A 16,572-nucleotide genomic window follows, 5' to 3' on the forward strand; every position below is an offset into this window, starting at 1 on the left:
CTCTCAATTGATTATAGCAATTATTATACTGGTGAGATACAAAAAAGTTACCAGAAATTAGCTATATTTACCCCAGCAAAAGATAACAGCTATCTTAATAAGACTCTTGAAAATTTTTAGCCAGCAACTAAACCAGAATTTGATCTCTCCCAAATGTGGGACAATTGACAAAGAACTAAGAATTGTAGAATCTCCCCATCATGACCTCGGAACTATCGAAGCAATACGATCCCAAGATCACAGAAACCAAATGGCAGCAATATTGGGAAAATCAAGAAATATTTACAGCAAACCCCGAAAAAGGCGGCGAAACCTACTGTATAGTCATCCCCCCTCCCAATGTTACCGGTAGTCTCCACATGGGTCACGCTTTCGAGAGTTCCTTAATTGATACACTTGTTCGCTACAAGCGCATGACCGGCAAAAATACCCTCTGGCTGCCCGGGACAGATCACGCTAGTATTGCAGTACAAGCTATACTCGATCGCCAATTAAAAGCCGAAAAAACCGACCGTTATCAACTAGGAAGGGAAAAATTCCTCGAACGCGCTTGGCAATGGAAAGAAGAGTCCGGTAGTACCATTGTTAATCAACTGCGACGCTTGGGGGTATCCGTGGATTGGACGCGGGAACGTTTCACCATGGACGAGGGACTTTCCCATGCTGTCCGTACTGCTTTTATCAAACTCTATGAGGACGGATTAATCTATCGCGGTCAATACTTAGTTAACTGGTGTCCCGAATCCCGGTCGGCCGTTTCCGATTTAGAGGTGGAAAACAAGGATATTGAGGGAAATCTCTGGTATTTTCGCTATCCTCTTAGCGATGGTAGCGGTTATCTTCAAGTAGCCACCACAAGGCCCGAAACCATGCTCGGTGATACTGGTGTAGCTGTCAACCCGCAAGACCCCCGTTATCGCCATTTAATCGGCAAAACCGTCACTTTACCGATAATGGGGCGAGAAATCCCCATTATTGCCGATGAATTAGTGGATCCCGAATTTGGAACCGGTTGCGTCAAAGTTACGCCGGCCCACGATCCTAAGGATTTTGAGATGGGTAAACGCCATAATTTAGCCTTTATTAATATCATGAATTTAGACGGCAGTTTAAACGAAAATGCCGGAATATTCGCAGGTCAAGATCGTTTTGTTGCCCGCAAAAATGTCGTTAAAAAACTCGATGAAGACGGTTTTTTAGTTAAGATTGAAGCCTATCGCCATAGCGTCCCCTATAGTGATCGAGGTAAAGTTCCCGTGGAACCCCTTTTATCTACCCAATGGTTCGTTAAAATTGAACCTTTAGCCACAAAAGCTTTAGCCTGTTTAGATCAGGAAAACTCGCCCCGTTTTGTGCCAGAAAGATGGACAAAAGTTTATCGCGATTGGTTAGTTAAACTAAAAGATTGGTGTATTTCTCGACAACTGTGGTGGGGTCATCAAATTCCCGCTTGGTATGTTATCAGTGAAACTAATAACGAAATTACTAACCATACTCCCTTCGTTGTTGCCTGGGATGAAACCTCCGCTTTAGCCAAGGCCAAACAGGAGTATGGAGAGGATATAATTATTCAACAAGACCCCGATGTTTTAGATACTTGGTTTTCCTCGGGATTGTGGCCATTTTCGACTATGGGATGGCCAGAAAAAACCCTTGATCTAGACACCTATTATCCCACCACAACCCTCGTCACCGGTTTTGATATTATCTTTTTCTGGGTGGCCAGAATGACGATGATGGCGGGCTATTTTACGGGACAAATGCCCTTTAAAGATGTCTATATTCACGGTTTAGTTAGGGATGAAAACGGCAAAAAGATGTCTAAATCTGCCAATAACGGCATCGATCCCCTAATTTTAATTGATAAATATGGAACCGATGCTTTACGATATACCTTAATTCGAGAAGTGGCAGGAGCAGGACAGGATATCAGTCTGCAATATAACCGTAAAACCGATGAATCGGAATCCGTAGAAGCGGCCCGAAATTTTGCCAATAAAATTTGGAATGCTTCCCGTTTTGTGATGATGAATCTGGAGGGAAAAACCCCAGAAGAATTGGGAGAACCAGTTTTAGAAAATTTAGAATTAGCCGATTGCTGGATTTTATCTCGTTATCATCAAACAGTGCAAAAAACTAGAGATTATCTAGAAAATTATGGCATGGGGGAAGCGGCAAAAGGTCTATACGAATTTATCTGGCGCGATTTCTGTGATTGGTATATCGAGTTAGTGAAAACTCGTTTATGGAAGGATAAAGAATCGGTTTCCTGTGCCACGGCCCGGCAAACTTTGGCTTTTATCTTGGCAGGAACATTAAAACTATTACATCCCTTTATGCCCCATATTACCGAAGAAATTTGGCATCATTTAACCCAAGAAAATCAGCAGGTTTTGGCTTTAGAAACCTATCCAATAGCTGATAGTTCTCTGATCGATCTAGACTTAGAAAATACTTTTGAGTTATTAATTGAAAGTATTCGGGTGTTGCGTAATTTGCGGGCCGAAGCGGGGATTAAACCGGGGGCAACGATCACGGCAATTTTACAGACAGAAAACAGTCAAGAATTAGCTATTCTGCAACGCGGACAAGTGTACTTAAAAGACTTGGCCAAGATCGAAAACTTAATTTTGACGGCAAAATTAACCGAGGAAGTTAATCAAGCGATTGCCGATGTTGTCGCTACGGTAGAAATCCTCATCCCCCTGTCTGGATTGGTTGATATATCGATATTGGCTGGGAAATTAGAGAAGAATTTAGGTAAAGTAGAAGGAGAAATCAAGAGTTTGAGCGATCGCTTGAATAAACCTAGCTTTGTCGAAAAAGCTCCAGAAGCTTTAATCCAAAAAACGAAGCAAGCTTTAGCAGAGTCCGAAAAACAAGCCCAAATTCTCCAAGAACGATTAAAACGCCTGCATTAACGGAGGCAGTGGTTATTTTGGGGATTTTCCGAAAAATAGGGCAGTTTTCAGGCTACCCTAACCGGAAAATTAATCCCCAAAATGGGAGATGATTGCATCGGCAAATTCGGAACATTTCAGGGGAGGATTAACGGGAGGTTCCATCAGACGCGCTAAATCGTAGGTAACTTGTCGATTAGCGATCGCCGCTGCGATGCCTTTTTTAATCAAATCGGCCGCTTCTTGCCATCCCATGTATTCCAACATCATCACCCCAGAAAGAATCACCGAACCGGGGTTAATTCGGTCTAAACCGGCGTGTTTAGGGGCTGTGCCGTGGGTTGCCTCAAAAATAGCGCAAGTATCGCCAATATTCGCCCCGGGTCCCATCCCTAAACCACCGACGATCGCCGCTGCCGCATCGGAGAGATAATCACCATTTAGGTTCATGGTAGCGAGGATCGAGTATTCATCGGGACGGGTTTGGATCTGTTGGAAGATACTATCGGCAATGCGATCGTTAACCATAATTTTATCTTTCCATTGGCCATTGCCGTGGGTTTCCCAGATAGCATCGAGAACACTGGTCACTTCTTGGCAGATTTTTGCTTTTTTCTCGTCCGTGAGAGCATCATAACCCGGTTCCACCATGCGGGCGTTATCTTCGATGGTCAGATCGGGGTTTTTCTCCTTATTACTCAGGATCCATGATTCCATCTCGGTGACGCACACATCCCGGAATTCACTTTTAGCTAATTCGTAACCCCAATCCCGGAAGGCCCCTTCCGTGTATTTCATAATGTTACCCTTGTGGACGAGAGTAACCTGATTTTTCGGTTTCGGTAAAGTCAGCGCTCGTTCGATCGCCCGGCGGACTAATCTTTGGGAACCCGTCTTACTAATAGGTTTGATCCCGATACCCGCATCGAGGGGAATTTGTTTGTTACCGTGTTCGGGAGTGGCGGGAATTAGTTCGGTGTTGAGATAATTAATCAGTTTATCGGCGATTTCCGTGCCTTGTTTCCATTCGATGCCGAGATAGATATCCTCGGTATTTTCCCGATAGACGATGACATCGAGTTTTTCCGGGGTTTTATGGGGGGAAGGGGTTCCCGCATAGTAACGACAGGGACGAACACAGGCATAAAGGTCAAAAATCTGCCGCAAAGCCACATTCAGGGAACGAATGCCGCCACCGATGGGAGTGGTCAAGGGACCCTTGATGGCTATACCATATTCTTTGATCGCTGTCAAGGTATCTTGGGGTAGATATTGATAAGTCCCGTAGATTTCACAAGCTTCATCGCCAGCATAGACTTTAAACCAATGGATTTTCCTTTGACCAGCGTAGGCTGTGGCGATCGCTGCATCGATAACTTTTGCGGTTGCGGGCCAGATATCGACCCCCGTACCGTCACCACGAATGAAGGGAATGATGGGATCGTCGGGAACTAGAGGTTTTCCGTCAGAAAAAGTAATTGTCGAGCCTGTTGTCGGTGGGGTGATTTTTTCGTAGCTCACAGTCATGGGCTTCCAGAAACAGTATTTATCTATACGTTGGGAGTCTAGCGCCGTCAATATCTATACTCAGGGATTTTGGGTAATTTCTTAAAGATTCCTTTGCTGGCATCTCCGTCAAAACAACCTAGAGGAAAAGCCTGAAACCGAGACAGAGAGTAGGGTTAAGCCTAGAGCCGCCCGCCCGACGGTCAAATGTGTAGATACTTAGGGTTTACTGAAAAAGCTTTTCCTGGGGTCAGGGTGTGGGGTGTGGTGCGATTCGTTGGCTAGAAACTAGACAGTAAGACGTTTAGAGGATTAGCCGCTTGGTAAATGTAGTACCTTGATAACTTTATAACCATACAGGTGCGGGTTAGTAATAACCTTAGTCCTGTCCTCTAGATGCCTAGAGTGACGGCATTTCCTGCTGCTTTAGACTTGGTACATCTGAGGTAGTGAGCGAGGAAAAAAAGCGGTATCTGATAGCCTAAATCAGAAACCCGTTGAGCCAGAACCTATGGATAGCCCTGGGGCGAAGATACGAATTAACCATCGTCAACACCCACGAGCCAAAAGGCTGACAGGCTCGAAACAAAAGTTAACAGAGTTGGGGCTGATAGCTCATACCACTATCAGTAAGGCATTCCCGTTACTCTGTTGTGGACAGTATCATCCTAATGGTTCAACCAATGGTTATAGGGAACGAAGTAACCCTGATTGACTCTGCCCGTTTGGGGCAGTAGGAAACCATCCGCAAGTCAATAGAGGGAGAGGATGTCCTTAAAAGCCAAGGCTTTGAGTAATATCAAAGATATGCTGACAAAGGACGGGTAACTAGGAAGTCTAAGCAACAATCAACGGTCATATACGCCCTAAAACCAACAATCTTGTCTGGTGGGGATACAGCCAAGAGGGTTGAATAGACAAGGAAATAATAATTCCCATTATTATTCTACTAATGACAGTAGCCTAGTTACTCAGGAGCCGGATACGGCGAAAGTCGTAAGTCCGGTTTTGAAGCAGGGGGTGGGAAGGCGACTTCCTGCTCTACTGTAACGGGTGTGGGGTTTTATCGATTTTCAGGTGGTCAACTACCTAATTTTCAGGGAAAAAGTCCAGGAATTTTCCCCCTGATCACTCCCATTCCAGTACTTTTTGATTGACAAAAAGTCTAAAAGTCTTACCCAACAAGGTTTTTATATTTATTCAGCCAACCCTAGTTATCGCTGTTCTATCAGTGTTGAGGATTCCCGTGAGCAACAATATAGGACAGCGTTAATCGTGCTTAGTTGTTCTATATTGACGGAACCTTTCATCAGCGATCGCATTTACCAAATCTTAGCCATTACTAATACAAACCCCGGCAATTCTGGATCACCACTAATGGTTTCAGGAGCATTTAAAATCTCCAGTTCTCGATGGGGACGATAAATATAGACTTGGCGATTTTGGCGATCAATTAACCAACCCAATAAAGCACCATTGGCAATATATTCTTCCATCTTTTTCCGCAAACTGGATACTGTATCACTAGCAGAACGCAATTCAATCACAAAATCGGGACAGATGGGGGCAAAAGAGGCTTTTTGTTTTTCTGTTAAAGCATTCCAGCGTTCTAATTTAATCCAAGCAGCATCGGGTGAACGAGTCGCACCATTGGGCAGCGTAAAACCCGCACTGGAATCAAACCCAAGCCCCGTTCCATCTAGTTCTGACCAGTTCCAAAGTTGAGCGGCGATATTAAAATTGCGATTACCCGTATCTGAAAAAGCAGGAGGCATAACGATCACTTCTCCACTAGCGCTGCGTTCAATGCGTAAATCCCGATTGGCTAAACAAAATTCATAAAACTGCTCCTCCGTCATCGGCATAATCCAAGGAAGATCAATCATCAAAGGAGCCGAGGTCGCTTGTACAAGTAGTGTCGTCATATTTTCGCCCTACTCAAGAATTACATGAGTTAACAACTGAATGCCCTTCAATCTTAACTTAGCTCTAGTCATCGGCATTATTGACTACTAAAAGATAGAAGGCGATCGCTCTTATCGTTGCCAAAGAAGCCTGACGGAGAGGAATGTAAATATTTATAAAAATGTAGCTTAGAATACAGTTCGGGGGGGTAATGTGTATTGTTTTGTTATTCGCCTTTGGTGTTGGGTTATTGCTTGACCTGGCTGTGAGGGGGGCGATCGTATTTAAAACAAAATTGTTGGGGGAAGTATAATGGAACTTAAGTCATGTTCTCAAGTAACCACTATAGCTCTTGGAATAAGCAGTTCGATTCTCTTTACTGTTAGTTTTGTATCACCTGCTTCAGCAGTTAATCTGATTATCAATGGTTCTTTTGAAGAAGGAGATTATGACTCTAATGTTGTAGATCCTAATTTTGCACGACTAAGTCAGGGAAGCTCTGCTCTGACAGGATGGACAATAGGTGGTGCAGGCGTTGATTGGCACAACAGTAATGACATGAAATTTCCAATCGAGGGAGATTTAATTATAGATTTAAATCTTGATGGGGGAAGTAGTGGAACTTTATCTCAAACTTTTTCTACAATTATTGGACAATTCTATACTTTAAGTTTCTCTCTAGCGGGACCAGACTTGAGTGCGACTAATCCTTCTTTTCCTAATCCTCGTCAAGTTAGTGTTCAAGTTGCAGCAGTTAACCAAATTTTTTCAACATCCGCGTCTGACCACTTAGATCTTCAATGGCAACTACACGAATTAAGTTTTCAAGCCACTGGTAATCAGACAACTCTAACATTCTCAAGTCTTGACAACTCAGGATTTTGGGGTCCAGCTTTAGATAATGTCACTGTGGTGAGTAATGCTGAATCAGTCCCCGAACCCGCCTCAATCCTAAGCCTCCTCGCCCTAGGCACACTCGGCGCAGCCTCAACCCTCAAGCGCAAATTGAAATCCTCCAAATCCTCAGAAAAAGAAACCACAAAAGTCTCCTAATACCATCAATAAAATCCCACAATTCCCCTTCATTAATTGGAGGGGTTTTTATCAGTTGTCATACTAAATCCGTTGAGTAACGCACAGAAAACGGGTTTCTCCGAGAAACCCGTTTTCTATTAATGCTTGGGAATAGTTTTTCCTAGCTTAGGGGGAGTGAAAGTTTAATTTTCCCTCTGTTATTCAAATAGAATTATGAAACCCTCTTGCTGAAAATGATTGTCGTGAGTTAACACTTGAGTGATTTTTAAGCGCTGCATGACCGTCATTGAAATACAATCTGTCAGGCTATATTCTTTGTCTGGACGGCGGCGGTATAACTCGAAGCCTTGCAGGAATGATTCTCGGTTTTGCGGAATGACTTGAAGGCGGGGATTCTGGAGCAGATCATCGATAAATTCGACAGTACGCCGCTTCCGATTTGCTCCCCGGACTGACATAAAATTCAGTAGCTCTACCAAAACTTCATCCGTCGTCACAAGTTTAACGTTTTTGAGACTGGACGTAACTTCTCTGGCTCGTTGATGCCAATTATCTTGGGGATTGATTAAAGCAACCCAGTAGAAAGTGTCGGCAAAAATTTGTTTCATTGCCTTTTCTTGGGACTCCCATAAAGATAATGGTCATGCTCTTCTGCACCGTCAGATGGAAGCGGCTCAAGTTCTTCTTCGGGGAAGTTCAGATTCAACCTATCAACTATCTTTAAAATTGATTCTCCAGTCTCCTCTTGAGATATATCAGAAGCCATCAGATGAGTTTCCAGGGCATCTTTCAGTCGATTTAAAACGCCTTCTAGAGAGCTATCCTGGTAATCAATTGCTGCTAATTCAGGAGATTTGAGTGAATATCCGTCGGGATTCTTGGAGATGACAATGCTGATTTGATTGACCATAATCCTTCCTATCTCAGGCTAATCAAGAATTGGGACTTCTTTAGTCTAGCAAAATAAGCAGGACATTTAAGGTTCTTCAGGATTTGGAAATGATTGTTCATCGGGAATTTTAATTGTCTGTTTTTGAGATTGGGATTGAAAGTTTAATTTTCCCTGAATCTTTCTAACAGTTCTGAGCGAGATAAATTAGCCAGAGAAAGAAGTAACCCGGTGCGTTCCGAGATGGGAAGTTGGGCAATCTCTTCCACCAGACCAGATAATTCTGCATCTAGGGGGCCAAACCGTCCTTCCAGAAGACTGGTTATCAGCGATAGTTGTCCCTCTAAACTGCCTCGTTGTATCCCTTCTTGTATCCCTTCTTGTTTCCACTCTTCCCGTTGTTGTAAATAAGCTGGTGATAGGTTCATAATCTCCTCCTGTTCCTCGGTACTTAAATTATCTCTTAATTCTAAATTCTTGCGCCAGTTGGCCAGAATTTCTAGTAAATTCTCTTGGAAGGGATTACCTTCAGGCAATTGCACTAATTCTTCTACTGCTCGTTTTTGAGTTCCTCCTTTACCTAGCACCCTCAACCATAAAGTCTCCTCATTGACTGGTAATTGATGGATGGCGACAATTCCTGTTTTGAATAGGTTAGGGGAAAAATAAACTCCTTTTCCCCACTCCTCTTTCATCCCCTCTTCCGGTAGGAATGAAGGGGGGATTCCCACGACTTCTTCAATCATTCTCGCTGAAAAAGTAGGCGTTAAAATCCAGAGAACTGGTAGTTCAGCTTCTGTTAGAGTTTTGTTTGTCCGTTTTGCCTTCCTTAAGACTTCGCCATGAACCGCATATAACTTTGAGATGCAACTGCGAATCTCTACCTCGGAGGGTGGGTTACGGAAGGGTTCAAATAAGCAGCAAGTCGCCGCCATTTTAGCAAGTAAACCCAAGGGTAATTCCGTCCTTGATGCTGAACTGGCTGGTTCAAACCAAACATCGATTTCTTGGACTTCACTCTTGACTTTCTTGCTCTTTTTAATCGTTCCCAGAGACGCTAAGAGTTCTTCTAAATATTCTTTGGCAAATTGGTCGTGAATTTGGCGAGTCATTGCAGGGGATAATTAAGCCGAGAAAGTGCATTAACAATCTTGTTAGATCATAGCAAGTTTTGAGAATTTATCGAAGGAAATTTTAATTGTCTGTTTTTGAGATTGGGAGTGAAAATTTAATTTTCCCTGAATCTTTCTAACAGTTCTGAGCGAGATAAATTAGCCAGAGAAAGAAGTAACCCGGTGCGTTCCGAGATGGGAAGTTGGGCAATCTCTTCCACCAGACCAGATAATTCTGCATCTAGGCTGCCAAAGCGTCCTTCCAGAAGACTGGTTATCAGGGAATACCGTTCTTCTAAACTACCTCGTTGTATCCCTTCTTGTATCCCTTCTTGTATCCCTTCTTGTATCCCTTCTTGTATCCCTTCTTGTTTCCACTCTTCCCGTTGTTTTAGATAAGCTGGTGATAAGTTCATGATGTCCTCCTGTTCTTCTGTACTTAAATTATCTCTTAATTCTAAATTCTTGCGCCAGTTGGCCAGAATTTCTAGTAAATTCTCTTGGAAGGGATTACCTTCAGGCAATTGCACTAATTCTTCTACTGCTCGTTTTTGAGTTCCTCCTTTACCTAGCACCCTCAACCATAAAGTCTCCTCATTGACTGGTAATTGATGGATGGCGACAATTCCTGTTTTGAATAGGTTAGGGGAAAAATAAACTCCTTTTCCCCACTCCTCTTTCATCCCCTCTTCCGGTAGGAATGAAGGGGGGATTCCCACGACTTCTTCAATCATTCTCGCTGAAAAAGTAGGCGTTAAAATCCAGAGAACTGGTAGTTCAGCTTCTGTTAGAGTTTTGTTTGTCCGTTTTGCCTTCCTTAAGACTTCGCCATGAACCGCATATAACTTTGAGATGCAACTGCGAATCTCTACCTCGGAGGGTGGGTTACGGAAGGGTTCAAATAAGCAGCAAGTCGCCGCCATTTTAGCAAGTAAACCCAAGGGTAATTCCGTCCTTGATGCTGAACTGGCTGGTTCAAACCAAACATCGATTTCTTGGACTTCACTCTTGACTTTCTTGCTCTTTTTAATCGTTCCCAGAGACGCTAAGAGTTCTTCTAAATATTCTTTGGCAAATTGGTCGTGAATTTGGCGAGTCATTGCAGGGGATAATTAAGCCGAGAAAGTGCATTAACAATCTTTTTGGATCATAGCAAGTTTTGAGAATTTATCGGCTCTTCTAGGTTCTGTGTGATGAGTTTAACTTACATAGGATCGGTCTTTGTGTCCTTTGTGTCTCTGTGGTTCTTTACACTCATTGCTTAAAGGCCCCTTCTCAAGTTCCCAGAGCCTAGTCACCAATATTCCGAAAGTGACAGAAAAGGGATAATCTTCCACTCAATTGCCCAAAAAAAGGCTAGAATCGAAATATAGTATCGATCGCTAGAGATTTTTGATGAATTACAAAAAATTTTGCTTGGCTTTTTTGCTGTCCCTTATCCTCATCAACACTGGATTAGTTATGCCTAGTTACGCAGACGCAAGAGAATTGAGGACAATTACCGTGACGGGAGAAGGAATAGAAAATATCGCCACTTCTCAAGCAATAGTGCGCTTAGGGGTAGAAGTTCAAGGCAAAGAAGCGGGTAAAGTACAGAGGGAAACCGCCACTCGTAGCGATGCGGTGGTTAAATTTCTCCGTTCCCGTCAAGTGGAAAAATTGGAAACCACCGGCATTAGTTTACAGCCCAATTACGACTTCAGCAACAATCAAAGACGTTTAATCGGTTATATCGGGGCTAATTTGATTAGTTTTCAGGTTGATATAGCCCAAGCGGGGGTTTTAATCGATGAAGCGGTAAAAGTCGGGGCAACACGCATCGATGGGGTAAGTTTTACTGCTGGGGAATCAGCGATCGCAGCTGGACAGAGAACTGCTCTCATCAAAGCCACGGAACAAGCTAGAGAACAGGCCACAATCGTGTTACAGGCCCTTGGTTTAGTGCCAAAAGAAACGGTTTCTATCCAAGTGGGTAATACCAGTAATCCCGTGCCAATCGCCCGCTCAGAAGCGGTTTTTCGGAGTGCCGATGCTGCCAGTAGCCCGGTTATCGGAGGGGAACAAACCCTGCGCGCTGCTGTCACCCTCGAAATTAGCTATTAACATAACCTTTAGCTATCAGTTAAGCTGTACTGCATTTAAACTGTCTATTGAGTATTTTAGTACAAATGCTCAAACTCTCTCTCCTCGCTCTCCTGCTCATAGACAGTCCTAACGAGTAATTTAGATAGTCAACAGCTTAAAATCAGCACCGATGCTCGGAAAATCTAGAAAACTTTCGCCCTTATCCGTGAATTATCCTAACTTTTTACCCACTGTTAGGGAGGGATTGAGTGAAGATACCTCCCTTGCTCTCCTCGAAAATATCCAACAAATTGCCATCGATAGCCCCATCTATCCTCGATCGATTCTAACCACCTATAGTCAACAAGGGCAAGGTCAACCGCCTTTTGTCCTCCTGCACGGTTTTGATAGTTCCCTGCTGGAATTTCGGCGTTTACTACCTTTACTCGCCCAAAATAGGGAAACTTGGGCGATAGATCTACTCGGCTTCGGTTTTACTGAGCGATACCCAGATTTAGAAGTATCTCCGAAAACTATTAAAAGCCATCTTTACCATTTCTGGAGAACTGCGATCGCCGAACCGATAATTTTAGTCGGTGCTTCCATGGGGGGTGCAGTGGCCCTCGATTTTGCCCTCTCCTACCCGGAAATAGTGGCGAAATTAGTCCTCATTGACAGCGCAGGACTAGCTAATCCCCCAGTTTTGGGTAAATTGATGTTTTCGCCCCTCGATAAGTGGGCAACTAATTTTTTAGCCAATCCCCGCGTGCGCCAAAATATCAGTCGTACCGCCTATTTCGATCAAACTTTGGCCACTGTTGATGCTTGCACCTGTGCTAGTCTGCACCTGAATTGTCCCCACTGGAGTGAGGCTTTAATCTCCTTTACCAAAAGTGGCGGTTATGGGTCATTTTTGCCGCAATTAAGCCAAATAAACCGAGAAACGCTGATTATTTGGGGAGAAAACGATCAAATTTTAGGCACAAAAGACGCGAAGAAATTTCAGCAGGCTTTACCTAATAATCAACTGGTCTGGATTCCTCGCTGTGGTCATGTTCCCCACCTCGAAAAACCGGAACTTACCGCAGCCGCGATAGTTAAATTTGCGAGCTAAGAACTTATAATGGGATTATTTGACCCTATAGTGCCAACTTTTATGAAATTTTTGCCGATCGCTCTCGGTACATTCAGCCTTCTGAGTTTATCTGTCAATATTCCTGCTACCGTAGCCACACAACAGCTTTTTTGTCAAGGCCGCATGAATAACGGTTGGTCCTATTCGGCAGAATTTCTCAATGGACGTTTTGAACGCATTCGCTGGACGCGTTCTGGTCAACCTCCCCAAGTTTCTAGCCTTAGTTTTAAAAATACTAACAACAAAGGACAACCGATTTATCGGGGCAGTTTATTCGCCGCAGTCAGTGTGACTCTGATAGACTTATCGAAAGGAGATGTCCGTCCCGGTTCGCAAATTTCCGTGGGGGTGGAAGAATGGGGTTGGTCGCGGGGAAACTGCGCTCTTTCTAACCGTTGACATCCTCACCGCTGTAAACGGACGGTGATTCCTCTCTGTTTTCTAGAACGACAAAAAAGGCTGAAGCATTTTCAGCCTCGTCTAAAAAATCAGATTTTACCCGCCAAATTAAGGAATAGGATTAGCCGAATCCTTGCTTTCTAGGGTTTCGGGAACAGCTTCCGTCTTACCAAAAGCGATTCTCAGGAAGGGAGGGGCCAGGAAAGTCGTTAGGATTACCATAATAATAATCGACACCTCTAAAGGCTTATCCAAAATTCCGCTGGCCGAACCAATCCCAGCAAAAACTAAACCCACCTCACCCCGGGGAATCATACCCACACCGATGGCGAGGCGATTGATGCCGGATATACCAAAAACTGCCCAGCCCGTCACCAGTTTACCGATAATCGCCACAACCATCAAAAAGACAGCGATCAAAAGTCCGGCCCGATTCTCCGGTACCGTTGGGTTTAAAACACCGAGATCGGCACGCGCTCCCACCGTCACAAAGAAAATCGGTACAAGCAAATCGGCGATCGGTTTGATTAATTCATCCAACTCGTTGCGGGTATCAGTTTCATCAAGCACCAAACCGGCAGCAAAGGCCCCTAAAATCGCTTCCAGATGAATAGCATTGCCTAAAAATGCCATAAAGAAAGCGAAGACAAATGCGGGAATAACAATATTTCCCCTGGTTTTCAGCCGCTCCACGATCGCCACAAAACTTTTGTTAAAAATACCTCCCAACAAAATTGATCCGATCAAAAAGGCCGTAGCGCTGACAATCAGATAAATAACATTGGTCACATCAATCTCACCAGTTTTGGCTAAACTAGCGACCACAGCCAGAACAATAATACCGAGGACATCATCGATCACCGCCGCACCGACAATAATTTGCCCTTCTTTGGATTTGAGTTGACCTAACTCTGACAACACCTTCGAGGTAATACCGATACTGGTTGCCGTTAAGGCTGCCCCCGCAAAAATCGCCGGGATAGCCGCCACATGAAAGACGAGCATTAACCCGGCCGTACCCGCCGCAAAAGGTGCCGCCACCCCCACACAGGCCACCACCGTGGCTTGAATTCCCACTTCCTTGAGTTGTCGCAGATCCGATTCTAGGCCAATTTCAAACAGCAGAATAATCACACCGATTTCAGCTAGAACCGAAATCACTTCACTTTGGGACTCAAAGATGCGGTCCACGGCAGCCGGGGCCAATTGATTCAATCCTTGCAGTACCGTCATAATCAGCGAGTCCGAGGCCGATAGTCCCCCTTCGGGAAAGATGAGCAGATGCAGTGCCGAAACGCCGACAATCACACCGGCCACCAGTTCTCCCAGTACGGGCGGAAAATCCAATCGTCTGGCGGCCTCTGCGCCGAGCTTGCTGGCCAGATAAATCACCACCAGCGTCAGCAATACGCCAGAGAGAATAATCGGTGAATCCTCGGCCACAACGGTGGCGAGCAAGGGGAGCGGAGTCATGGGGGCTGCTATCTCCCCGATCGAAGGAGGCAGAATAGGGGACAAAATCATGAGTTTAAAGGGATGAGGGTTAAAGGTTTTAGGTGGTCATAAAACTGGAGGATAGGAAAAAGGGCCACCGCTCAAGGACAGTCAGGCTGCAGATGGGGTTGCCCAGATCAAGACAAGCATTAGTTGTTTAGTTGATTAACCTCAAAATCCTCTGGTTCTTGGTGAGGATGGGTCTTGACAAAAGTTACCGCTTGTTGTAGGGCGATGGTTCTGTCCATTAGCACATGATCGGGGGGGAGTTGGGCTAAAATGCCGAGACGTTCCAAACGATGCTGGATTTTGCTGGTGGCACCAACGATAAAGACTTGTAAACTTTTATCGATCGCATCTTTAATCGCATTTTCGATCGCTAAAGAAGCTGTCACCCCTAACAAAGGCACATCACTCAAGTCCAAGATTAAAACATCCGCTTCCTTCATGGCTGTGTGTTCCCTGGCGATCGCTTTCGAGACTCCAAAGATCATCGGACCACTGAGATAAAATAGGATGATGCGACCGTTAGCTTGGTTGAGTAACCTTTTTTCTTCTGGACTTAGGAGAATCTCGTCATCGTTATCGGTGATTGTTTTCACTTCCTGCGCTTGCAGTTCACTGAGGCGATCGATGGTGAGAATATTAGCAATAAAGACCCCCACACCCACAGCAACGATCAGATCGACGAATACTGTTAATAACAGTACACCGTACATGATTAGCGTCCCTTTCAGAGAAATCTTGTGGGAGCGTTTCAGGAAACTCCAGTCGAGAATATCGATCCCCACTTTTAGGGCAATTCCCGCTAATACCGCCATGGGGATACTCTTAGTTAAACCGGCGGCCCAGAGAACGACGACTAATAAAATTAAAGCGCGAGTAATGCCAGAAAGGGCAGTGGTCGCACCGGTTTGAATATTGACGACAGTTCCCATCGTGGCCCCGGCACCGGGTAAACCGCCACAGATTCCTGATACTAAGTTACCAATACCTTGACCGATCAATTCTTTATTCGATTTGTGTTCGGTACGGGTCAAACTATCGGCAATTACCGCCGTTAATAGGGTATCAATACAACCCAACATCCCTAAAACTGCCCCATCCACCAACATTGTGATCATTTGGGCAGCACTAAAGGTGGGCATTTGCAGGGTGGGTAAACCCACGGGAATATCCCCAATCCGGCGAATTTCAGCACCTTGGAAGAAAAACAGCGAAATCAGAGTTCCTATCACCAAAGCTAATAACTGAGGGGGGACAAAACGCTTGAATTTCGAGGGCATCAGGAAGATGATCGCCAAGGTGATCGCCCCCAGAATGGCTTCAGGGGGATTGATATTAGAGAGTAGTTCCGGGATTTTCTGCACTGTGCCTAAAACCCCTCCTTTGGGAGCGGCTTGCCCTAAAAAGGGCGGAATTTGCAGAATGATCAGGATTACCCCGATCCCAGACATAAAGCCAGAAATAACGCTATAGGGCATCAGGGTGATGTATTTACCCATTTTGAAGATACCGAACAGAATCTGGAAAATGCCCGCTAACATGACTACCGTAAAGGCCATGGGTAGGCCTAATTCGGGATTTCTGGCGGTTAAACTGGCCACGATCGCCGTCATTACTACCGTCATCGGCCCCGTTGGTTCCGAAATTAACGTGGGGGTGCCACCAAAAAGGGCAGCAAAAAAACCCACACAGACAGCACCGTACAAACCAGCGATCGCACCAGCCCCAGAAGCTACACCGAAAGCGAGAGCTAGAGGGAGAGAAACGATGGCAGCTGTGAGACCACCGAATATATCGCCCCGCAAATTGTCAAAATGAATACGATTGGTTATTTGCATGAGAATCCAACTGAGCAAAGGGTTTTTTGCCATAACAAAACCGGCGGTTGAGAGACCAGCCTTGATAGACAAAAGTTTATGGTTTTTAAAGATCGATTGTTATAAATCTATACTAGAACGGATATCTTGACAAGCAAATTTTATAAATTGAGTTTAAATCGATATATCTTTACAAAAGTATTGATTTAAACCTATGATATAAGCGGGGTGGGGAGGTTTTTACTCGTTCCCCTCCATTCCTGCTTCTGTTTAGCAAAGCTCCTCAAGGCAGTAACAGAAGTGTAGCTCT

General features: G+C 44.6%; 13 protein-coding genes. 5 read left to right on the forward strand and 8 right to left on the reverse strand.

Annotated features, from left to right (window positions below; genetic code table 11):
• Positions 1-200: 200 nt before the first annotated feature.
• Positions 201-2,921 carry a valine--tRNA ligase gene (locus VL20_RS08880; RefSeq protein WP_052276277.1) on the forward strand — a complete coding sequence of 907 codons (2,721 nt, stop codon included), beginning with the start codon at positions 201-203 and terminating at the stop codon, positions 2,919-2,921.
• A gap of 69 nt (positions 2,922-2,990) precedes the next feature.
• Here the strand turns inward: VL20_RS08880 and VL20_RS08885 are convergent, their stop codons facing one another.
• Positions 2,991-4,427, reverse strand: a complete 1,437-nt coding sequence (locus VL20_RS08885) for an NADP-dependent isocitrate dehydrogenase (protein WP_052276278.1) — start codon at positions 4,425-4,427, stop codon at positions 2,991-2,993.
• 1,301 nt (positions 4,428-5,728) lie between these two features.
• Complete coding sequence (locus VL20_RS08890) at positions 5,729-6,331, reverse strand: Uma2 family endonuclease (RefSeq protein WP_052276279.1); 603 nt, start codon at positions 6,329-6,331, stop codon at positions 5,729-5,731.
• A 292-nt stretch (positions 6,332-6,623) separates the two neighbouring features.
• Here VL20_RS08890 and VL20_RS08895 point away from each other — a divergent pair, with 292 nt between their 5' ends.
• A complete protein-coding gene (locus VL20_RS08895; RefSeq protein ID WP_052276280.1) occupies positions 6,624-7,364 on the forward strand; it encodes a choice-of-anchor C family PEP-CTERM protein in 741 nt (246 codons plus the stop codon).
• 179 nt (positions 7,365-7,543) lie between these two features.
• Here VL20_RS08895 and VL20_RS08900 read toward each other — a convergent pair whose 3' ends face one another.
• The 4 genes from VL20_RS08900 to VL20_RS08915 all read right to left on the reverse strand — a co-directional run bounded on the left by VL20_RS08900 (position 7,544) and on the right by VL20_RS08915 (position 10,447).
• Positions 7,544-7,954, reverse strand: a complete 411-nt coding sequence (locus VL20_RS08900) for a type II toxin-antitoxin system VapC family toxin (RefSeq protein WP_004268192.1) — start codon at positions 7,952-7,954, stop codon at positions 7,544-7,546.
• The gene (locus tag VL20_RS08905; RefSeq protein WP_002752790.1) at positions 7,951-8,256 is read right to left on the reverse strand and encodes a hypothetical protein; all 306 of its coding nucleotides are present in this window, start codon (positions 8,254-8,256) and stop codon (positions 7,951-7,953) included. Before VL20_RS08905 ends, VL20_RS08900 begins: the two co-directional genes overlap by 4 nt.
• Positions 8,257-8,399: 143 nt before the next feature.
• Positions 8,400-9,347: an RpnC/YadD family protein gene (locus tag VL20_RS08910; protein ID WP_052276281.1), complete on the reverse strand. Its 948-nt coding sequence runs from the start codon at positions 9,345-9,347 to the stop codon at positions 8,400-8,402.
• 116 nt (positions 9,348-9,463) lie between these two features.
• Positions 9,464-10,447, reverse strand: a complete 984-nt coding sequence (locus VL20_RS08915; RefSeq protein WP_052276282.1) for an RpnC/YadD family protein — start codon at positions 10,445-10,447, stop codon at positions 9,464-9,466.
• A gap of 295 nt (positions 10,448-10,742) precedes the next feature.
• Between VL20_RS08915 and VL20_RS08920 the strand changes: the two genes are divergently transcribed.
• From VL20_RS08920 to VL20_RS08930, 3 genes are all read left to right on the forward strand, one after another.
• The gene (locus VL20_RS08920; protein ID WP_052276283.1) at positions 10,743-11,450 is read left to right on the forward strand and encodes an SIMPL domain-containing protein; all 708 of its coding nucleotides are present in this window, start codon (positions 10,743-10,745) and stop codon (positions 11,448-11,450) included.
• A 151-nt stretch (positions 11,451-11,601) separates the two neighbouring features.
• Entirely contained in the window at positions 11,602-12,525 is a 924-nt protein-coding gene (locus VL20_RS08925) for an alpha/beta fold hydrolase (protein WP_081417870.1), read from the forward strand.
• 42 nt (positions 12,526-12,567) lie between these two features.
• Positions 12,568-12,945, forward strand: a complete 378-nt coding sequence (locus VL20_RS08930; RefSeq protein ID WP_002758665.1) for a hypothetical protein — start codon at positions 12,568-12,570, stop codon at positions 12,943-12,945.
• A gap of 108 nt (positions 12,946-13,053) precedes the next feature.
• Here the strand turns inward: VL20_RS08930 and VL20_RS08935 are convergent, their stop codons facing one another.
• Together VL20_RS08935 and bicA are read right to left on the reverse strand one after the other, a co-directional pair.
• The gene (locus VL20_RS08935) at positions 13,054-14,469 is read right to left on the reverse strand and encodes a cation:proton antiporter (RefSeq protein ID WP_052276284.1); all 1,416 of its coding nucleotides are present in this window, start codon (positions 14,467-14,469) and stop codon (positions 13,054-13,056) included.
• Positions 14,470-14,588: 119 nt separating this feature from the next.
• Entirely contained in the window at positions 14,589-16,283 is a 1,695-nt protein-coding gene (gene bicA / locus VL20_RS08940) for a bicarbonate transporter BicA (protein ID WP_052278416.1), read from the reverse strand.
• Between the last annotated feature and the right edge of the window lie 289 nt (positions 16,284-16,572).

Origin of the sequence: Microcystis panniformis FACHB-1757 (genome assembly GCF_001264245.1) — a bacterium.
Taxonomy (GTDB): Bacteria; Cyanobacteriota; Cyanobacteriia; order Cyanobacteriales; family Microcystaceae; genus Microcystis; species Microcystis panniformis.